At 62.3% G+C, this 20545-nt stretch carries 17 protein-coding genes; 10 read left to right on the forward strand and 7 right to left on the reverse strand.

Going from position 1 to position 20545, the window contains the following annotated elements; translation table 11 throughout:
• Positions 1–41 precede the first annotated feature (41 nt).
• Genes HK23_RS02030 through HK23_RS02055 form a run of 6 tightly spaced genes read left to right on the forward strand, consistent with a single transcriptional unit; the run spans position 42 to position 7210 of the window.
• Positions 42–1847, forward strand: a complete 1806-nt coding sequence (locus HK23_RS02030) for a hypothetical protein (RefSeq protein WP_256940014.1) — start codon at positions 42–44, stop codon at positions 1845–1847.
• Positions 1844–2854 (forward strand): hypothetical protein, encoded by a 1011-nt coding sequence (locus tag HK23_RS02035; RefSeq protein WP_086652692.1) that lies wholly within the window; start codon positions 1844–1846, stop codon positions 2852–2854. Before HK23_RS02030 ends, HK23_RS02035 begins: the two co-directional genes overlap by 4 nt.
• On the forward strand, positions 2851–4053 hold the full coding sequence (locus HK23_RS02040; RefSeq protein ID WP_179193765.1) for an ICP22 family protein: 1203 nt from the start codon (positions 2851–2853) through the stop codon (positions 4051–4053). Before HK23_RS02035 ends, HK23_RS02040 begins: the two co-directional genes overlap by 4 nt.
• Complete coding sequence (locus tag HK23_RS02045) at positions 4050–5171, forward strand: hypothetical protein (RefSeq protein WP_086652693.1); 1122 nt, start codon at positions 4050–4052, stop codon at positions 5169–5171. Before HK23_RS02040 ends, HK23_RS02045 begins: the two co-directional genes overlap by 4 nt.
• The gene (locus tag HK23_RS02050) at positions 5171–6670 is read left to right on the forward strand and encodes a hydrogenase large subunit (RefSeq protein WP_086652694.1); all 1500 of its coding nucleotides are present in this window, start codon (positions 5171–5173) and stop codon (positions 6668–6670) included. The genes HK23_RS02045 and HK23_RS02050 overlap by 1 nt, the downstream gene beginning before the upstream one ends.
• Before the next feature lie 27 nt (positions 6671–6697).
• Positions 6698–7210 (forward strand): NADH-quinone oxidoreductase subunit B family protein, encoded by a 513-nt coding sequence (locus HK23_RS02055; RefSeq protein WP_086652695.1) that lies wholly within the window; start codon positions 6698–6700, stop codon positions 7208–7210.
• On the opposite strand, the gene HK23_RS02060 is transcribed toward HK23_RS02055, so the two are convergent.
• The 6 genes from HK23_RS02060 to aroB form a co-directional block, all read right to left on the reverse strand.
• A complete protein-coding gene (locus tag HK23_RS02060) occupies positions 7177–8079 on the reverse strand; it encodes a CDP-alcohol phosphatidyltransferase family protein (RefSeq protein WP_063908014.1) in 903 nt (300 codons plus the stop codon). The genes HK23_RS02055 and HK23_RS02060 overlap by 34 nt on opposite strands.
• A 4-nt stretch (positions 8080–8083) precedes the next feature.
• Positions 8084–8773, reverse strand: a complete 690-nt coding sequence (locus HK23_RS02065; protein WP_062140758.1) for a phosphatidylserine decarboxylase — start codon at positions 8771–8773, stop codon at positions 8084–8086.
• An 81-nt stretch (positions 8774–8854) separates the two neighbouring features.
• Positions 8855–11500 carry an alanine--tRNA ligase gene (gene alaS, locus HK23_RS02070; RefSeq protein ID WP_086652696.1) on the reverse strand — a complete coding sequence of 882 codons (2646 nt, stop codon included), beginning with the start codon at positions 11498–11500 and terminating at the stop codon, positions 8855–8857.
• A 208-nt stretch (positions 11501–11708) separates the two neighbouring features.
• Positions 11709–12248 (reverse strand): GtrA family protein, encoded by a 540-nt coding sequence (locus tag HK23_RS02075; protein ID WP_086652697.1) that lies wholly within the window; start codon positions 12246–12248, stop codon positions 11709–11711.
• A gap of 90 nt (positions 12249–12338) precedes the next feature.
• Positions 12339–13481: an OmpA family protein gene (locus HK23_RS02080; RefSeq protein WP_063908362.1), complete on the reverse strand. Its 1143-nt coding sequence runs from the start codon at positions 13479–13481 to the stop codon at positions 12339–12341.
• 339 nt (positions 13482–13820) lie between these two features.
• On the reverse strand, positions 13821–15554 hold the full coding sequence (gene aroB, locus HK23_RS02085; protein ID WP_086652820.1) for a 3-dehydroquinate synthase: 1734 nt from the start codon (positions 15552–15554) through the stop codon (positions 13821–13823).
• Between the two features lie 63 nt (positions 15555–15617).
• On the opposite strand from aroB, the gene HK23_RS02090 reads away from it, so the two are divergent.
• From HK23_RS02090 to HK23_RS02100, 3 genes are read left to right on the forward strand one after another with little or no spacing between them, the layout of a single operon-like run.
• A complete protein-coding gene (locus tag HK23_RS02090; RefSeq protein WP_086652698.1) occupies positions 15618–16004 on the forward strand; it encodes a hypothetical protein in 387 nt (128 codons plus the stop codon).
• On the forward strand, positions 16001–16939 hold the full coding sequence (locus tag HK23_RS02095; protein ID WP_256940015.1) for a tyrosine recombinase: 939 nt from the start codon (positions 16001–16003) through the stop codon (positions 16937–16939). Before HK23_RS02090 ends, HK23_RS02095 begins: the two co-directional genes overlap by 4 nt.
• 59 nt (positions 16940–16998) lie before the next feature.
• A complete protein-coding gene (locus HK23_RS02100; RefSeq protein ID WP_063908019.1) occupies positions 16999–17955 on the forward strand; it encodes an acetyl-CoA carboxylase carboxyltransferase subunit alpha in 957 nt (318 codons plus the stop codon).
• A gap of 27 nt (positions 17956–17982) precedes the next feature.
• On the opposite strand, the gene HK23_RS02105 is transcribed toward HK23_RS02100, so the two are convergent.
• A complete protein-coding gene (locus HK23_RS02105) occupies positions 17983–18738 on the reverse strand; it encodes a competence/damage-inducible protein A (protein WP_086652699.1) in 756 nt (251 codons plus the stop codon).
• Between the two features lie 165 nt (positions 18739–18903).
• Here HK23_RS02105 and HK23_RS02110 point away from each other — a divergent pair, with 165 nt between their 5' ends.
• Entirely contained in the window at positions 18904–20526 is a 1623-nt protein-coding gene (locus tag HK23_RS02110; protein ID WP_086652822.1) for a lysine--tRNA ligase, read from the forward strand.
• Positions 20527–20545 lie beyond the last annotated feature (19 nt).

The raw sequence follows: 20545 nt of genomic DNA on the forward strand, positions 1-20545 counted from the left end.
GGCAAATTCCCTGCGTGTGGCCTTGCCATCCGGCGTGAGCGTTGCCACAGAACCGCGCTCATGGTGTTATCCGCCCGTCTTTACATCCCGTCTGGAGCCAGAGTTCCATTTTAACCTCTTTTGTTCTTTGCAGTTTGTTTGTGCTGTTTGTGGTGGCAGGGGTTCTGGCTGTGCTGCCAGAGCGTCTGCTGCGACGGTGCGCCCCCTGGCGCTCTGAAATTCTGGCCGGGGTCTGGGGCTGCCTTGGCCTGCTGGCGCTGGTTGGGGCGGTGTGCAGGCTGGAAGGCGGGGTGAGTTGGTTCCCGGTGTTCGGTATGGATGGACCGGCTTTGCCCATGCTGGTGCTGCTGGCTTTTACCGGCGGCCTGATGGGCGTAGGGCAGCGTGGTCTGGCCTGCGCGCTTACGGGGCTGGCGTTTTTAGCATTATCTCCTTTGGTTTTTGGGCTTCTGGCAGGCACCGCGCTGGTGCTGCTGGCGGACCGGGGGCGGCAGGGCGTGTGTCTGCCTTTTGCTGTCATTCCCGCGTGTATTCCCGCAGATAGCCCGCTCTCTCCGCCAGCACTGTGCCTGATGGTGCTGTTGCTGGGCTGGGCGGTTTCTTCCCAAAAAGGGCCAGAGGCTGTGTTGCCTGCGGGGATTGGCCTGTTTCTGCTGGGGCGCTTGCTGGCGGAGGTGGGTGTTCTGCCGCCGGTGCAACAGGGATTGCTGATTGTGAGCGGAGGAGCCGTGGCGCTCTGGGGCGCGGTGCAGGCCGTGCGAAGCCCTGCCGCCTGCGGCATTCTTGCTGGTGTGGCCAGCGCTGGCTATGGCGGATTAGTGGTTATGCTGACGCTGGCTCTGGCAGCCCCTGTAAAAGGTGGAGAGTTCTTTCGCACCGCAACGCTTCTGGCAACGGGCGCGCCTTTTCTGGCGTTGCTGGCAGCCCTCTGGCTCTCCCGGCAGGACGGTGGGTTGTTTACGCCCAATAGCGCCGTTGCGCAGGCGCGCGGTAATCGGCTTGCGCTAGGGGGCAGCCTTCTGCTGCTTTCCGCTGTCCCTCCGCTGGGAGGCTTTTCTGTGTTCTGGTGCCTGCTGAACGCGGGTGAAGTGGCCGCTGCTCACACGCACCCGGCGCAGGCTCTGTGCCTTTTGCTGGTTCTGGTTGGGGCTGCCTGCGTCATGGCGCTGGGCACGATTGGTCTGCTGCGTGTGGGGTTTGCTGCTTTTGTGCAGCAAGCGCCGGCTTTTGGCGGCCCCATGCCACAAGGTGTCCGGGCCGGAAACGATGCTCCCTCTCTCAGCAGCGTGCTTCTGCTGCCCGCGTGGATCTGCGCAGGCGGTGCCGCGCTGATGACCCTGCTGCCCGGAGGCTGGCTGGCGCTGGTGGACCATCTGTTTGCCGGAGACACGCCGCGTGATTTTGCATGGAAGACGCTGGCCCGTGTGCAGTTTGCCGGGTCTGATATCACACTGACCCCTGTGCTCTCGGTGCTTGCGCTCACGGTCTGTGTGGTGGGTGCGGGATTGCTGGGTAAGGCGTTTGGCGTGTTCCCGCTGCGTCCGGCGGTGCCCGGTGCCGCGGCATGGCGGGAAGGGGCTCCTGTTGTCCAGCAGGATGACGCGGTGCCACCTGCTCCGGCGGCTGAGGTCTCCATGCCGGTGGTCTGGACGGCCTTTGGTATGCTGCTGGGCGCTGTGGGGCAGAAGCCGTCCGACTGGCCGGTGGTGGAAAAGACCGGAGCCGGCGCGCGTTATCTTCAGGCTGTGCTGTTCAGAACCGTGGCATGGTGTGAGGCTCAGGGCATGGTTCTCATTCTGCTCTTTCTGGGGGCGGGGCTGCTGCTGGGGCTGTTTGCTGCAAAATGACGCATGAACTCACATGGGGCTGGTCTTTTGCCGCCCTGCTGGCTCTGGCTCTCCAAACTGTTCTGATGGTTCTCGCCGCCCCGTGGTTTAGTGGCTGGGTCAATCGTCTGGCGGGCCGCCTTACGGGCGGGCATCGTTTTCTGGTAGGCGGACGCTGGCAGGATATTCATCATCAGTTTCGCAGGCCGGGCTTGCGTCAGCGCGGGGACGGGCTGAGCAGTCTGGCCTGCCGGGGTGCGCTTGTTCTTGCCGTGTTTGCGGCGTGCATGACACCCGTTTTCACACTGGTTCCGTCAGGCTTTCCCGCACCGGGCTTTTTCCTGCTGTGTTCCGCCCAGGTCTGCGCATCACTTCTGTTAGGCCTGCCGCTGGTGGTGCAGGGCGGCACAACAACTCTGGCAGGGTATGCGGCGCTGCTGGCGGATAGCCTGCTTTTGCCTGCACTGGTTCCCGTGCTCGTCATGGCGGGTGGTCAGGATTTTTCCGCCTTTCTTGCGCATTTGCGTCAGCTTTCGCCGGTCGGGGATGGTGCACCGTTTGTGCTGATGGGTGTTGCGCTCTTTCTGGTCACCGCCTGGAAAGGGCGGCAGGCGGGGGCGGACTTGCCCTGTCAGCTTTCCGGGGCAGATCGTGCCGTGTGGATGCTGGCTACGGATTGCGTGCAACTGGTCTGGATTACACTGGCCGGGGATGTCGCATGGGCCAGTAGCCTTGCGCTGCCGGGTGAAAGCGGCGTTGAGCCCTGGCTCGCGCAATGCCTTGCAGGTGGCGCGTTCTGGATTGCTAAGCTGGCGATTGCAGCCCTTTTGCTGGCGGGCACGCAACTGATGGTGCTGACCTTCCCGCGTCGGGCGCGTGTGCGTCTGGCTGCGGTGTTTCTGCTGGGGCTGCTGGCCTGGCAGGTCGCGTATTCGGGCCAGTCCGCTGCTGTGGGGCAGGACAAAACGGCCTCCGCGCAGGATGAACAGGACTCTGCATGGAGTGATGAAGGGAACGCAACACCATGACGCTTGCTGTCATTCTGGCGCCGCTGCTGGCGCTGTGTGTTGTGGCGCGGGGTATTGGCTTTCTGCCTGCGCTGGGTGTGGTGACGGCAGTGGCCATGCTGGTGGATGCGTGGGAACCCCTGCAGGAATTTGGCGCGGTCTGTGTGGTGCTGTTTTCTGTGCTGCCGGTCTGGTTTGTGAGCCGCTATCAGGATGATGGCGCACGGGAGCGCACCGGCCCGATGGTCCCGTTTCTGGCGCTGGGACTCATGGTTATTCTGCAACTTGCCACGGGCACGCCTGCGGCCATGGGGGAAGCTCCGGGCCATGCCGGGGCCGCCTATCTGCCTGCCGGGCTGTGTGTAGCCCTTGCCGGGCTGGTCGCCGTTACATGCCGTCAGGCCATGGTCTGGCAATGGGCCGGGCTGCTGGCGTGTGTGGATGGGGTCATGCTCTCCGGCGTGATTGAAAATCAGGTCATGGTGGTGGGCGTTACAGCGCTGGCGGGCTGCGTGGTGGCTCTGCTGGGCGGCATGTGTGTGCATCGCGTTATGCTGCGGGTTGCGGTCGCTCCCGCTCAAGGTGGAGCCGGGGCTGAGCGCCCGTCTGCTCGGTCTGGTGGGTTTGAACTGGGCGATGTGGAGCCAGCAGGTCCGGAACCGCGCGGACTGGGGCCGGAAGCTGTAGTCGCTCCGCGGATCTGGACAGAAGCCGAAGCAGCGGCTGAGGACGAAGAGCCTCTTCCGCGACCGGGCAAGGCGGACCAGAAGGCAGCCTCTCCCAATGCGGACACAAAGCCGGAGACCGATCTGACTTCGCCAACCGCAGAGGAGCACAAGGACAAAGCTGCTCCGGACGCAGAGACGGGATCCTCCGATGAGGACGACGCTGAAACGGCAGAACCGCAGGACGCCCCGGACGCCAAAGCCGACCCCGCTGAACCGACAGAAACAGAAAGCACCGAGACCGGCTTGCTGAAAACAGACCCATCTGAAGCCAAAACTGAAGATCATAAGCCGGGAGTGGGGCGGGCGGTTCCTGCGGCCGAAGCTCCTGATAAAGCGCCTGAACACACACCGGATAAGGAGGCTTCCGGTTCTACAGATCAGCCTGCTCCCGTTGATCCGGAAGAGGCGGAGCCTGTGCCGCGCACGCCGGAAATGATTGCGCGGGATGTCTGGTTGAGGGGCTACCTGACCGAGCGCGGGAGGGACGCATGACCGTTCCGGTTTTTCTGGCTGCTCTGGCCTTTGCATGGCCTTTGCTGGGGGCCGCCATTGTCATGGCCGCGCCCACGCCGCGCAGCCGCGAGATTGCCATCTGGATGGCCGGGGCAGGTTGTGCGCTGGCTGTGGCCGTGTTCCTGTTCCCCGCCACAAGTGCCGCAGCGGAGGGCTGGGATGATGACCCGGTCCAGCGCGCTGGCCGGGTGATGCTGGCATTTGGCCTGCTGCTGACGGTGATGGAAAACAGTACTTTGCAGGACCGTCTGTTGCGCGGTTTGCCTCATATTTCCACCGCGCTGACGGGGCTGGCCTGCGTTGCGCCCGACCCGATTGTCGGGCTTGGGATTCTGGAAGCCGCATTGGCTTACGGTGTGTTTGTGTTCAGCCGTCCCGCCGGGCAGGCGCGGGCGGGGTGGGCGCTGGTGCGCACCGGGTCTGTGGGGATTTTTCTGGTGCTGTCCGGCCTTTTGCTGCCCTCAGGCTCTGCGCCTGCGGGGCTGATGATGGCCTGTGGTCTGGTCATGCTCGCGGGGCTGACGCCGTTTGGTCAGTCATGGCGTGAGGAAAATGACACCTACCTGTTTCTGCCATTTGCCGGGGCCGCGCTGCTGCTCTCCATGCGGTTGCGGGCGCACGGCGGCGAGGCGTTTGAGACGGCTCTGGTCGCGGCAGGTCTGGCCTCGGTCTGGCTGACAGCCTGCGCCGGTCGGTCCGATGAGGGGTTGCGGCTGTTCCGCACCTTTCCGTCCGCTCTCGCCCTGATTGCTGTTGGTGCCGGAGCCGATGTGGCGGCGCTGCTGTTCCTGTGTGGCTGGTGTCTGGCCGGGGGGAACCGCTCTGGTCGCTCCTGGGCAGCACGGGCGCTGGCCTGTTTCCCGCCGGGTGCGCCCTTTGTGGGTTGCCTGCTGTTGCTCTCCATGCTGAGCGACTGGTCCTGGAGCATCACAGTGCTGACCGTGGCCGGGATTTTGTGCGCTGTGGTGCGCTCGGTGCCGGTGGAAGGGTTCACGCAGGATTTGTGGCCTGAGGATGCCGCGGGCCGGGTGGCCTGTTCCGTGCTGGTGCTGACCGGATTTCTGGTGCCACTGGCCATGATGCTGGGAGCGTTCTGATGGATGCAGTAAGTCTGATCCGCGCCGGGCAGGAGACGGAGACCCCCTGGCGTTTCCGGCTGGATGAGCTGGCTTGGCGCGATATGGTCGCAGCGCTTGAAAAGGATACACTGCCGTTTGTCGGGTTGTGGTGTGACGGCACGGATGTGCATGCCCTGTTCAGGCTCTCCCCAACACAGCCGCTGGCGGCCACGCTCGCGCTGGACGATGGACGGTATCCGGCTCTTTCTCCCGTTCGTCCGGTCTCCAGCCTCTATGAGCGGAGAGCGTATGACCTGTATGGCGCAGAGGCGATGTGGGCCGTCGATGTGCGCCCGCTGGTGGACCATGATGTCTGGTCCGCCACTGCGCCGCTGGCCGCAACACCCGGCCCCGCTGGAGATCATAAAGGGCAGATCAGCTTTCAGCCGTCCGATGCCCTGCTGGCCGCGGGAGGCGTGAATGCCGGTGTGGGGCCAGCTACAGGCGGCATGGAAACGCCGTTGCATGTGGCAATGGTCGTGGCGGGCGAGACCATCACGCAGGCGGAAACAGTCTCCGGCTACGCGCATCGGGGGCTTGCGGCCCGCTGGCGCAATAGCCGACTGGAGGATGCCTGCCGTCTGAGCGGTCGTGTGGCGGCCGGGTGCTCTGTGGCGCACCAGGCGGCCTTCTGTCAGGCCGTAGAGGCCGCGTGTGGGAGTGCTGTGGGGCCGGAAACGTCGCTGATCCGTGTGGTGCTGCTGGAACTGGAACGTATTCTGCTGCATCTGCACACGCTGGCGGGGCTGGCGCGAGGTGCCGGAGCTCTGGTGGTGGCGTCTCGCTGTGCGTGGTTCCGGGAGAAACTGCTGGCAGAGTCTGCGCCGGTCATTGGGTCGCGTTTGCTCATGGACCATTGCGTGCCCGGCGGCACCAGTCTGCGTGAGGCGACCGGTCTGGGTGATCTCTGCATCAGTCTCGCAAAGCTGGGTGACGATATTTATCCGGGGCTGGCGACGCTCTGGCGCACCTACCCGGCGCTTTCTGTCCGGCTGAGCGGGGTGGGCAAAGTGGATGCCGCCTTGCTGGAGCGCGTGGGGCTGGATGGTCCGGTAGCGCGGGCCAGCGGGAAGGATTGTGACGGACGACGCACCCAGCGCGTTTACCAGAACCTCTGGCGGCTGACCGCAGGGCGGCAGGGCGGCACGGCGGAAGATCGCGCGCTAGTCCTGCTGGATGAAATTGGCGAAAGCCTGCGCATGCTGGGCGAGGCTGGCCCCCGGCTGGGCCTGACTGCCGGTGGCCGTGTGGACCTCACTCTTGAAGACGGAGAAGGGCTGGGGATGACGGAAGGCCCGTGGGGTACCGTACTTTACTGGGTGCGCCTACAGGCTGGCCGTGTGGCGCAGGTGTTTGTGCATGACCCGTCCCCTGCCGCACTGATGGTCTTTGAAGACGCGCTGGCAGGGCAGGATGTGGCGGATCTGGCGCTTGTGCGGCAGTCCCTCGGGGTGAATGCGGCTGCACTTGATGGCTAAAGAACAGGACAGGAAGGGTTTGCAGTCATGGGGCTGATCCGCGCAGTGTTTGATGCCGCTTTCCGGCAGGGTGGCCCGCGCCTGAAACCCGTCGGGCCGCGCTGGCCGCTGCTGCTGTTCCATGTGGATACCGGCGGTTGCGGCGGCTGTGGGATGGAACTGGAAGCTCTGGCGACTGGCCCCTACGACATGGAAGGTGCCGGTTTTGGCTTTGTGCCGTCCCCACGGTCTGCGGATGTGCTGCTGGTGACCGGCACGCTCACCCGCACTATGGCCCCCGTGCTGGAAGCTGCGTGGCAGGCCATGCCTAAACCCAAAGGGGTGATTTGTGTGGGGGGGTGCGCCATGGATGGCGGCTATTTCCCGGAAAATTATTCCGTTCTGGGTGGGCTGGACCGCAAGGCAAAGATTGACCTGCAAATTCCTGGTTGTCCGCCATCTCCCCAGCAGGTTCTGGATGGGTTGTGCTCTCTGTTCGGGCAGCGTGTGCCGCCCGCCAGAGGGGGTCAGGCTGAGGGTTCGTCCTCAACCTCTTCCTGAAGATCTTCAGCCGCTTTTTTCAGCTTGAGAAAGCTGAAATGGCTGAGGGGCAGCAGGATCATATAAATCACGCCAGCCGCAGCCAGAGCGCCCCACGGGTCTGCCACCAGCACGGCGGTATAAGCACCTGTGCCAAGCATGACGGGTAGCACATACTGCGCCGGCACCTTGAAGTTTTTAAAAGACCAGACCCGCAACGTGGACACCAGCAGGAATGCCGTGCTGATAAGCGTAAAGGCAGGCAACCAGGGCAGGCGCGTCAGGCGATAAAGCCAGTCGATCCCCAGCTTCTGCGCTTCCAGCCCCAGAAAGACCGGAAACAGCGCCAGACCGGCCCCGGCCGGAGCCGGAACACCAGTGAAGAAGTTGCTGGCGTATTTCGGCTTTTCTTCCTCGCCATCCAGCGTGGCGTTAAAGCGCGCCAGACGCAGGGCCATGCAGACCGTAAACATCAGGCACGGCAGAAAGGCGTAACGCCCGCCATCCTGCAACGCCCAGAAAAACAGCAGGAAAGACGGAGCGACGCCAAAGCAGACAAAGTCTGAAAGGCTGTCAAACTCTGCCCCAAACCGGGTAGAGCCACGCAGCAGGCGTGCAATGCGCCCATCCAGTCCGTCAATAAAGGCGGAGAGCAGCAAGGCGATCCCGGCGGCCTGAAAGCGGCCTTCCACAGCAAAGCGCATTCCCGTCAGGCCCGAGCAGAGCCCCAGCATGGTGAGAATGTTGGGGATCAGCCGGTTGAAGGACGGGCCGCGAATTTTGGTCCGCACCCGTTTGCGCAGCCGTTTGCGGCGCAGCCCTCGTGCGGAAAGCGAAGCCTGAGGAGGCGGAGCAGCGGGAAGCTGCGCTGGGGTCTGCGGATCTGTCACGGGATCAGAGGCGCGCCATCACGGTTTCACCACCCACCATGGTCTGGCCTGCGGAAACCAGCGGTTCCACACCCGGCGGCAGGTACAGGTCCGTGCGGGAGCCAAAGCGGATCAGGCCGAAGCGTTCACCCGCTTCCACCTTCATGCCTTCAGACACGCTGCACACAATACGGCGGGCAATCAGACCGGCAATCTGCACCACGGCCATCATCCGGCCATCCGGCAGGGTCAGGCTGAGGGCGTTGCGCTCGTTCAGTTCAGACGCCTTATCAAGGCTGGCATTCAGGAACTGGCCGGGGTGGTAGGCAATGCGCGTCACCGTCCCAGCGGCAGGCATCCGGTTGATATGCACATCCAGTACGGACAGGAACGTGGCAATGCGCCAGACCGGAGCCGTGCCCATGCCCAGTTCTGCCGGGGGAGCGATTTTCTCAACAGACACCACGCGGCCATCGGCAGGCGCGACAGCGACGTCGCTGCGGGCAGGCGTGGTCCGTTCCGGGTCACGGAAGAAATACAGGCAGAAGCCAAAGAACAGGCCGCTGGCGGTGCCAACATGGCGCAGCACCGGGCAGGAGAGCTTCTTGCCCAAAAAACGGGTGACCAGCGTGGTCGCGCCAGAAGCAAGCAGGAACGGTTTCGCTTCCGGGTGGGGCGGAGCCAGAACAAGTTTGAAAGAGTCGATCAGGGACATGGAGGGGTCCTCATGCAAAAGGCCGGAGTGTGGGAAGAAAACAGGGGACCGTGCCGGACGTTCCCCTGCGCCGGAGAAGGATCAGACCAGACCGGCCAGAGTTTCCCGCACGGCTGCAAAAGCGGCATCGGCTGCACCGGCATCCGGGCCGCCAGCCTGCGCCATATCGCGTCGGCCACCGCCGCCTTTGCCGCCCATGGCAGCACTGGCTGCGCGGACGAGGGCAACGGCATCGACTTTTTCCGTCAATGCCGGAGCAACGGCAGCCACAACGCTGCCTTTGCCATCGGCGGTGGAAATCAGCACGACCACATCCGCATTGCCCTGCTTGAGGATGGTTTCTGCCAGCCCCTTGAGTTCACGCGGAGCGGTCTCACCTACATTGCGGGTGGCAAGACGGGCGGCACCGACCTGTTCCACACCAGCAGATTCAACAGACCCCGCCGCCAGCTTGCGCTGAAGAGCGGAAATCTGCCGTTCCATGGTGCGGCGTTCTTCCAGCAGCAGAGCCAGACGTTCCGGCGCATCGGCCACGCTGACTTTCATCATGGCGGCCATCTGCGTCAGGCGCTGTTCATTGGCAATGGAGAGGGCTTCCGCTGCGGTGCCGGCCACGGCCTCAATACGCCGCACGCCAGCGGAGACACCGCTTTCAGACGTAATGCGGAAGTGGCCGATATCCCCGGTGCGGTCCACATGCGTGCCGCCGCAGAGTTCCAGAGACCATGCAGCTTTGTTCTCATCCGGGCCACCCATGGAGACAACACGGACTTCATCGCCGTATTTTTCCCCAAACAGGGCCATAGCGCCTTCTTCCACAGCCTGTTCCGGCGTCATGGAGCGGGTGACGACCTGTGAGTTTTCACGCACCCGGCGGTTCACCTCGGCCTCAATCTCCGCCAGTTCTTCCGGCGTGATGGGGCGCGGCTGGCTGACGTCAAAGCGCAGACGGTCCGGGGTGTTCAGGCTGCCCTTCTGGGCAACATGGTCACCAAGGCGACGGCGCAGGGCCTCATGCAGCAGGTGGGTGGCGGAATGGTGGGCGCGGATAGCGGAACGGCGATCATGATCCACCGTGGCGGTCACGGCCTGACCGGGGCGCAGGGTGCCTTCGGTCACGGTGCCGTAATGCACAATCAGATCGCCCGCTTTTTTCTGCGTATCCGTAATGGCAACGCGCAGGCCTGCGGCCGTCAGGAACCCGGTATCGCCAGCCTGACCACCGCTTTCGCCATAGAACGGTGTCTGGTTGAGCAGCACAGCAACTTCCGTGCCCACACCGGCTTCTTTCAGGAAGCCGTTATTGGCGATAACGGCCTGAACCTCACCATCAGCCTGTTCGGTGCTGTAGCCGAGGAATTCAGTCGCGCCGAACTTATCCCGTGCTTCAAACCACACGGTTTCCATGGCTGTGTCACCCGAGCCAACCCATGCGGCGCGGGCGCGCTGGCGCTGCTCGTTCATGGCGGCATCAAACCCGTCTACATCCACGCCGTGGCCGCTGCCGCGCAGGGCGTCCTGCGTGAGATCCAGCGGGAAGCCGAACGTGTCATACAGACGGAAAGCAATATCACCCGGCAGAGCAGCACCGCTGGACAGCTTGGAGGTTTCTTCCTCCAGCAGGCCCAGACCGCGGTCCAGCATGGCTTTGAAGCGTTCTTCCTCATTACGCATGGTTTCACGGATGAGGGCTTCACCCTGCACCAGTTCCGGATACGCACCACCCATCTGCTGGATGAGGGCCGGGAGCAGTTTGTAGAAAACCGGCTCCTTCGTGCCCATCATGTGCAGGTGGCGCATGGCGCGGCGCATGATGCGGCGCAGCACGTAACCGCGGCCATCCTTGGACGGCAGAACGCCATCGGCAATCAGGAAGGCGGTGGAGCGCAGATGGTCGGCCACAACGCGGTGGCTGGATTTGAACGGGCCATCGGCAGCCTGATGCGTGACTTCGGCAGAGGCCTGAATCAGGGCAACAAAGGTGTCCGTATCATAGTTGTCGCGCTTGCCCTGCATGATGGCGGCAAAGCGTTCCAGCCCCATGCCGGTATCAATGGAGGGGCGGGGCAGCGGGGAGCGCACGCCCGGCGGATCTTCAAAGAACTGCATGAAGACCAGATTCCAGATCTCCACAAAGCGGTCGCCATCTTCATCCGGGGAACCGGGCGGGCCACCGGGGACATCCGGGCCATGGTCAAAGAAGATTTCAGAACAGGGGCCGCAGGGGCCGGTATCACCCATCCGCCAGAAGTTGTCTGACGTGGGGATGCGGATAATGCGGCTGTCATCCAGCCCGGCAATCTTGCGCCACAGGCCAGCCGCTTCTTCATCTTCCGAATACACGGTGACGAGCAGCTTATCCTTGGGCAGGCCAAAGTTGCGGGTAATGAGGGTCCAGGCCAGTTCAATCGCTTCGGGCTTGAAATAATCGCCGAAGGAGAAGTTGCCCATCATTTCAAAAAAGGTGTGATGGCGGGCTGTATAACCGACGTTATCCAGATCGTTATGCTTGCCGCCTGCCCGAACGACCTTCTGCGCAGTCGTTGCGCGGGAGTAGGGGCGGGTTTCCTGCCCCGTAAAGACGTTCTTGAACTGCACCATCCCCGCATTGGTGAACAGCAGGGTGGGATCATTGCGCGGCACCAGCGACGATGAGGGCACAATCTGATGCCCTTGTCCGGCAAAATACTCCAGAAAGGTGGTGCGAATATCGTTTGTTGTGAGCATGGCGTGAGGCAGACGGTCCTGAAACTGGTTGGGCGCGTGATCTCCCTTGCCAGCGACCTTCTGCGGAGAATTCCGAAAAGGGGCTGGCGCAGGAAAAGTCCTCACGGCCAGGCGAAAAGCGGAAAGGCTTCTTTAACCCGTTGCCAGATGTAGCGCACCCGGCGCGGCTCTGAAAGGGGTTAGCGCGCGGGGCGGGGTGAAGAGCGCGTTATGGCTCTGCACTGGGGTTTTTGAGTGACGTTGGAAAGGCGATGGCGCTTTCCGCCAGATCCTCCAGAGAGGTAGGTGGTTTTTCCCGGAAAACCATTTTCTGGCTGAGGTTGAAATTGGCGAACATGCCCGCAAGAGAGCCTGCTGCAAGCGCCAGAACCGGATAGGTCACGCACAGCGGCACCGTGTAGAACAGCGTGTAAACCGTGCCGCGGTTCAGTAGGAACCCAAGGCTGTTAGCCAGCAGGAACCGGAGCCATTGCAGCACCGGATGGTCATGCCTGCCTGCGCCTTTAAAGGTCCAGAGGCGGTTGAGCATCCAGTTGAGAGTGGCGGCTACAAAATAGGCCACCAGAGTTGCGGCCGTCAGTCCGATAAGCGGACGCAGGGCGTAAACGGTGCCCGAATCCCACACAAGGCCGAGCCCGCCAACCGTACCGAATTTCAGCAGGCGAATCAGTTTGGCGCGGGTTGCAGAGCCAGAGGCCGGAGCAGGGGCGTCAGGCTGGGAGGAAGCAGGGGATGGGGAACGGGTCACGCAGAGTTCCTCAGGCGGGGCGGGAAGAACGGAGCAAAAAAAAGGGGCACCCGAAGGTACCCCTTTTTCCGATCACAAGGAACCGGTCGATTAGTGGAGGATGATTTCCACGCGACGGTTCTGAGGCTCACGGGTGTTCGGGCCGGTCGGCACCAGCGGCTTGGATTCACCATAACCGTGGATGTCGATCGCGGTAGCCGGCACGCCGTCACGGATCAGTTCTGCCTTCACGCTGTTAGCACGACGCAGGGACAGGCCCAGGTTGTACTTTTCACCGCGCGGACCCGGGTGAGCAGCGGAGTTATCGGTGTAGCCGTTAACTTCGATGCGGGTCGTCTGAACGTGGGTGGAAGCCTGAGCAGCTTCTGCCACGATCTGGCGAGCGCGAGACGTCAGGACAGACTTATCCCAGTCGAAGAACACCAGGTAGGAGCGAGCCGGCAGCGGAGCCGGAGCTGCTACAACCGGAGCCGGCGGCGGCGGCGGCGGAGCCGTATCGAACGCATAACGCAGGCCCAGGATGAACTGGTGGTTGAAGCGGTGATCGAAGTTCGTGTTGCCACGACCATGACCGCCGTTTGCGTAGTTCGCCGTGGAGGTGAACGCACCGTCAGAGAAGGAACCCGGCTGACCGATCATGCGGTATTCCGTGGTCACCTGGAAGCCCGGGATGCCCGTGTCGTATGCAGCACCGACGATGCCCTGGTAAGCGAAGCCACCGTTCGTGCCGCCCAGACGGCTGGTGTTGCCGTTGTTAAAGGCTGTGGTGGTCGGGTTGTAATGCTGCCACAGGTAGCCAGCACCAACACCAACAAACGGGGTGACCGGAGCGTCGATCCCGAACTGCTTCAGGTCGATGTCATACAGCACGTTGATGAAACCGCCGTAGGACTGGTCGCTGCCACGGGTACGACCCGGAACACCTGTGCCACCCTGGTGGTTGATGTTGGAGTAGTTATACACACCTTCAACTTCAGCGCGCAGACCGTTGCCGAAGCCCCAGCCGAATGCACCGAAACCGGTGAAGCCAGTGCCGTGACGGAACTGGGAAGAAGAGGTGTTCTCAGAGCTGTTCGCACCGCCGCCGTAGCCGGAAGTGTGAGCGTGCTGATTCTGCACCAGGTTGTAACCACCGCCCAGATCAACATAAGGGCCCGTGATCGTGGTGGCGAATGCGGCCGCCGGAGCCGCTGCCATCAGTGTCGTTGCGAGTAACGCCGTGCGGAGACGCATTTTTTCGTCCTCAATATTTTTCATCTGTTCGACTCTGCCGCTAACCATTTAGCGGTCAGTGCCAGCAAGATGCCTAAAGCCGTATAAAACGATCGGTTCCCAAATAGAAACCCGCAGCTTCGTGCTCTTGGTGATTAGAAGCCATAACCGTGTTTTATTTGCAACAGTTCATTTCGGTATCCCAAGATGCTGCTGCTGCATAGTTAACTATTCAGCTCAAGACTGCTTGCGTTCAACATTGCCAGGTTGCAAATGCCGCGCCTGTCTCGTTTCTGAATAAGGCGGAATTGCGGCGGGTTGGTACAGTTGGCGGCAACCCACCGCAAAAGTGGCGGTTTTCTAGGCTTTGCAGCCATCTGCAATCAGAACGTCCCGTACCATTTCTGCCGGTACATCACGGCTGGTAAAGGCTTTTCCGATTCCGTTCACAAGCACAAAAGACAAGCGTCCATCCTGCATTTTCTTGTCGCGCTGCATGTGCGCCATAAGATCTGCTACGCGGAAGCTGTATGGCAGGTCAGTAATACTTGCAGGCATCTTCAGGGCGTGCAGATGGGCTTCCACCCGTGCCAGATCTTCCGGCGGGCAGACGCCCAGCCTGACCGAGAGGGCAAAGGCCAGCTTCAGCCCGATGGAAACGCCCTCACCATGCAGCAGGCGGCCATCATATCCCAGTTCGGCTTCCAGCGCGTGGCCAAAGGTGTGGCCAAGGTTGAGCAGGGCACGGCCATTGCTGGCCTGAGCCTCCCGCTCATCAGCGGCAACGACGCGGGCCTTGAAGGCGCAGGCCTGGCGCACGGCTTCGGTCAGGGCATCGGGTTCTGCCGCCAGAACGGAGTCTCCGTTTTTCTCGCACCACTGGAATAGTTCCGGGTCGCCAATCAGGCCGGATTTCACAATCTCAGCGTATCCGGCCACCAGTTCCCGCTGGGGGAGCGTGCTGAGAGCTGAGACATCGGCCAGAACGCACAGCGGCTGATGGAAGGCCCCCAGCAGATTCTTGCCCCAGCGGGTGTTGATGCCGGTTTTCCCGCCCACGGACGAATCAACCTGTGAGAGCAGGGTAGTGGGAATCTGCACAAATGGCAGGCCACGCAAGGTAGAGGCGGCCACAAAGCCCGCCAGATCCCCCACTACCCCGCCGCCCAGGGCGATGATGGTGGTGCGGCGCTCCACGCCTTCTTCCAGAATCGCATCGGTCAGGCGCTCATAGGTTTTCAGGCACTTGGAGTGTTCGCCCGGTGCAATGGTCAGGGCGCGGAACTCAATGCCGGTTTCCTTTAAAGACTCCTGCAGGGCTGGCAGATACAGCGCGGCCACGTTCTCATCTGTAATGATGATGACCTTCTTCTGAGGCAGCACCGGCGCGAGCAATGCTCCGGCCCGGCTGATCAGATTGGTGCCGATCACGACATCATAGGCGGCACGATCAAGTGAGACGGGCAGGCGGACGGGCCTGCGGGAAAGGGCCAGGCTTTCAATCACCCGGGTCGTGCTGTGGTCCACGTTGTGGTCTCCGCAATCAACAATCACATCGGCTTCGGCATAAATGGGGTGACGCACCGTCATAAGGCGCGCCAGCACATCGCGCGGAGAGGCCTCATTTAATAAGGGGCGATGCGTCCGGCCCTGCACGCGGCGCAGCAGCACCGGCAACGGGCAGCGCAGCCAGACAGACATGGCGCGTGCACGGACCAGCGCGCGGGTGCTGGCGTTCATGAATGCGCCGCCGCCGGTGGCCAGCACCATGGGCGGCCCTTCCAGCAGGCGGCGAATCACGCGGCGTTCGCCATCGCGGAAGGCGGCCTCGCCATACAGGCGGAACACATCGGCAATGGAGCAGCCGGCGGCGCGTTCTATTTCTACGTCAGCATCCACAAACGGCAGGCCAAGCCGCGTGGCCAGACGGCGGCCGATTGTGGTTTTGCCGGCGCCCATAAGACCAACAAGAACAATGCTGCGTCCGGATGGAATGAGGCTGGTTGCAGGCCAGCGCCCCACTCTTTCCAGATCAAGGGGAATCGGTGGGCTTTCCGCAGCGTCGGGGGGTGGGTACGAGATACGTGATGACATGAAACGCAGCTTACCATAGAGCAGAGAGAACGTACTTATTCTGTTGTTATGGAGCCAAAACATATGAACCGCACGGTTCTTCTGGTTGCTGCCGTTATTTGTGTTGCTCTGGTCGGGGGGCTTACGGCCCTTGGCCTGTCCGGGCATGCGCCTGTGCCGCAGGCTGTGCACCGGGATATTCCGCTTGCTGCTCCGCCCGCCGCTGCACCCGCCGCTGCTATGGTGCCCGTCCCGCCAGCAGGTCCGACAGTCACACCCGCTGGCACGGCTGCTCCGGGCGCTGTGCCGCCTGCTGCACAGGGTCCTTCTGCGGCGGCTCTGGTCCCCGCAGGGCCGAGCGGTCCGGTTGTGACATCCCCGGTGGCTCCCGCGCAGGCTCCTGCTGCCGCGTCTGCTGCGGCTGCGGCTCCGGTCACTGTGCCTGTTCCGGCTGCTCCCGCCCACCCGTGAGCACGGACGCACGCGGCACAGATCTGTTTCTGGAAATGCTGGCGGCTGAACGGGCCGCCGCACCCAACACTCTGGCCGCGTACACAGCGGATTTAACCTGCTGTGAAGAGTCTCTGGCCGCACAGGGGGAAACCCTGCTTCAGGCCACGGCTGCCGGACTGGCGGAATGGATGGCCGATATGGGCCGCAGCGGGCAGTCCCGCCGCACCGTGGCCCGCAGGCTCTCCTGTATCAAACAGTTCTATCTGTTTCTGCTGCGCGAAGGACTGCGCGAGGATAACCCGGCGGCGCATCTGGATGCCCCCCGGCCCGAGGCTTCGTTGCCGCATTTTCTCTCCGAATCGGAAGTCGTCGCGTTGATCGACGCCTGCGCGGTCTCGCCTGACGCCTCGGAGGCCAAACAACGGCGTGGGCTGGTCGCGCGGGCAGCGCTGGAACTGCTCTATGCGTCTGGCCTGCGTATTTCAGAACTGCTGTCTCTGCCGCGCGAAGCGCTGGCCGGAGAGCGGCAGATGCTGGTGGTGCGCGGGAAGGGCGGCCGGGAACGGCTGGTGCCCTTGTCGGACAGTGCCCGAGAGGCCGCGCAGGCGTTGCTGGCACTGGATGCCCCCAAGGCCAGCCTCTATCTGTTTCCGGGCCGGGACCCGAAAAGACCGCTGACCCGGCAGGCTTTTGATAAGATTCTCTATGAAGTCGGCCTTCAGGCCGGGCTGGACCCGGCGCGGCTTTCCCCCCATGTGCTGCGGCACTCCTTCGCCACGCACTTGCTGGCGCATGGGGCGGACCTGCGGGCCTTGCAAATGCTGCTGGGGCACGCGGATATCGCTACCACACAAATCTATACGCATGTGCAGACGGAGCGGCTGAAACAGGCCGTGGAGTCTTTCCATCCGCTGGCCTCAGAGCGCGCCGGGCAGGCCGAAAAAACAGGTTAAACGACGCGCCATGCACGAAGTGGCTTGGTTTTACGCGTGGCTGTGCTATCCGCTTGCGCATGCGTCAGTTCCTGGATTTCGAGAAGCCCGTCGCCGAACTTGAAAACAAGATCGACGAGCTGCGGCAAATGACCGACCCCGACGGGGTCAATATCGCCGAAGAAACGGCCCGCCTTTCAGATAAGGCGGAGAAGCATCTTCGTGCCATTTATGCCAAGCTCACACCCTGGCAGAAGGTGCAGGTGGCACGCCACGCGCAGCGCCCGCACACGCAGGACTATATCAACGCCTTGCTGACCGAGTTTACGCCGCTGGCGGGGGATCGGCTGTATGCGGATGATAAAGCCATTATTGGCGGCATGGGCCGCTTTGATGGTCAGCCTGTGGTGGTGATTGGCACGGAACGTGGTTCCGACCTTGAAACCCGTCTGGCCCACAATTTTGGCATGGCCCGCCCGGAAGGTTACCGGAAGGCTCAGCGGCTGATGAAGCTGGCTGGCCGCTTCAACCTGCCGATTCTCACCTTTATCGATACCGCAGGCGCATGGCCCGGTATTGATGCCGAGCAGCGCGGTCAGGCCGAAGCCATTGCCCGCTCCATTGAAGTCTGTCTGGAAGCCCCGGTGCCGCTGATTGCCACCGTGATTGGTGAAGGCGGGTCTGGTGGGGCTGTGGCACTTGGTGCGGGTGACCGGGTGATGATGCTGGAAAACGCCATCTACTCCGTCATTTCCCCGGAGGCCTGTGCTTCCATCCTGTGGCGTGATCCCAAGCAGGCCAGCACGGCAGCCGAAACGCTGCGGCTGACAGCGCAGGATCTGTCCCGCCTCGGGCTGATTGACCGGATTATCCCTGAGCCGGTGGGGGGCGCCCAGCGTGACCCGAAGGCGGCTCTGGCCTCCGTGCATGATGCGCTGGCGGAAGAATTGCAGGCGCTCACGCCGCTGGCTCCGGCCCGGTTGAAGGAACTGCGGCGCGAGAAATTCCTCGCCATGGGGCGTGAAAACCTGTCCTGAACGGACAGGCCTTAACGCTTTCAGGTTTCAGGGCGGTGGTTCCCCTTCAACGGGAGCGCCGCCCTTTTCTTTGAGCAGATCATAAATGGCCTGAGCGGCCTTTTCGACTTCGGCCTTGTCCTGCCCTTTGGCGACAAGGGCCACACCCCGACGGCCATCCTCACGATGGAAGGGGTAGGACCCGAGATCCAGATCCGGGAACTTGTCCTGAATAGCTTCCAGCCCTTCCGCCAGTGCGCCCTCATAAAGAGATGGCGTGTACCAGGTGCGGGAGAAGACCGGCGCGCCCTGCTTTAAGGAGGGGGCGAGGGCTTCAAACATGGCCCGCATGATGCGGGGTACGCCGGCCATCACATGCACATTGCCGATGGTAAAACCGGGTGCGACGGAGACGGAATTGGGGATGGGGGTGGCCCCACGCGGCAATTTCGCCATGCGCTGCCTGGCGGCATTGAATTTTTCCGCACCAAAAAAACCTTCCAGCAGTGCGAAGGTGGGCGGGTGGAATTCCCACGGCACCCCAAATGCCTCGGCCATGCACGGTGCGGTAATGTCATCATGCGTGGGGCCAATGCCGCCGGTGGTGAAAACTTCATCAAATTTGGCGCGGAGTTCCGTCACCGTTTCCACAATCGTTTCCCGAATATCGGGAATAACGCGGATTTCCCGCAGGGGAATACCCAGTTCACCAAGCCGCGTGGCCAGAAACTGGATGTTGTCATCTCGGGTGCGACCGGAGAGAATCTCATTGCCAATCAGAATGAGGGCTGCGGTGCGACGCATGAAAAACCGGTCCTTTCAGCGTGGTCCCTTGGATGGGAGCAAGCGGCTTTTGGAAAAATGAGGCCCCGCTTGCCTGCGGTCAATGGCCTCATAACTCTGTAAGAGAGCAAGGCCGTGCGTGTTTTTGGATTGACCGGGAGCGGTGCAGTTCATAGCTTCCGCACCATGTCCGAGAACCGCTCAAACCCCGAACCCATTCTTCCCCGCGTCTGGCCTTTTGAGGAAGCGCGAAAACTTGCCGAGCATGTGGATGCCCGCACGGCTGCCAAACCGGACACGGCGGCAAGCCCTGCGCTGCTGGAAACCGGCTACGGCCCGTCCGGCCTGCCGCATATCGGCACGTTTGGGGAAGTGGCGCGTACGTCCTGGGTGCGTCAGGCCTATACGGCGCTGACAGGCCGCCCGACGCGCCTGCTGGCCTTCTCGGATGATATGGATGCCCTGCGCAAGGTGCCGGACAATGTGCCGAACCGGGAACTGCTGGAAAAATATATCGGCCAGCCGCTCTCCCGCGTGCCGGACCCGTTTGGCACGCACGAGTCGTTTGCTGCACATAACAACGCGCGCCTGTGCAGCTTTCTCGATAGCTTCGGCTTTGAGTATGAATTTGCCTCTTCCACCACCTACTACACGTCAGGCCGGTTTGATGCCGCGCTGAAGCGCGTGCTGGAAGTGCATGATGAAATTCTGGCGGTCATTCTGCCCACGCTCGGGCCGGACCGTCGGGCGACCTATTCTCCGGTTCTGCCGCTGCACCCGCGCACGGGTGAGGTAATGCAGGTGAAAATGGACGCCATTGACGCCGCAGCGGGCACTGTCCGCTGGACCGATGCGGATGGCGAGACGTTTGAAACCCCGGTGACGGGTGGCCACGCCAAGATGCAGTGGAAGGCCGACTGGGCCATGCGCTGGTATGCTCTGGGCGTGGACTATGAAATGTCCGGCAAGGACCTGATTGACAGTGTCCGTCTGTCTGGCCGTATCTGCCGCATTCTGGGCGGCACGGCTCCGGCTGGCCTGACCTATGAGCTGTTTCTGGATGAAAACGGCCAGAAGATTTCCAAATCCAAGGGCAACGGCCTCTCGGTTGAGGAATGGCTGCGCTATGCGCCGCAAGAAAGCCTCGGTCAGTTCATGTTCAATCAGCCGCAGCGCGCGAAACGCCTGTTCTTTGATGTGATCCCCAAAACGGCAGATGACTATCTGACGCATGTGGAAAAAGCCAAAGCGTTACAGGCAGCCGATAGTGAGAGCGTGGACCTGAAGGCCAACCCGGCCTGGTTTATTCATAAAGGCCATATTCCGACGGATGCGGGCAGCCCGGTGCCGTTTGGCATGCTGCTGAATCTGGCCAGTGTGGCCAATGCGGAAACGCCGGAAGTGCTGTGGGGCTTTATCCGCCGGTATGACCCGTCCGTTTCCCCGGAAAGCCACCCGATGCTGGCCAACCTCGTCAGCCATGCCATTGCCTATTATGCGGACTTTGTGCGTCCGGCCAAAACCTTCCGCGCCCCGACGGACAAGGAACGTGCGGCTCTGGTTGATCTGGCCGAATCTCTGCGCGGGTATGAAGGTGAGGCATCTGACGCCGGCACCTTACAGAATCTGGTGTTCGAAATTGGCAAGCGCCATGCGTTTGAACCGCTGCGGAGCTGGTTCGGTTGTTTGTATGAGGTGCTTCTGGGCCAGAAGGAAGGCCCGCGCTTTGGTGGCTTTGTGGCTCTGTACGGCGTGGCGGAAACCGTCGCACTGATTGAGGCCGCTCTGCTGCGAGAGTCTCAGGCGTAAGCGCGGGATCTTGTCTCCA

The organism is Acetobacter malorum (assembly GCF_002153605.1).
Taxonomy (GTDB): Bacteria; Pseudomonadota; Alphaproteobacteria; order Acetobacterales; family Acetobacteraceae; genus Acetobacter; species Acetobacter malorum_A.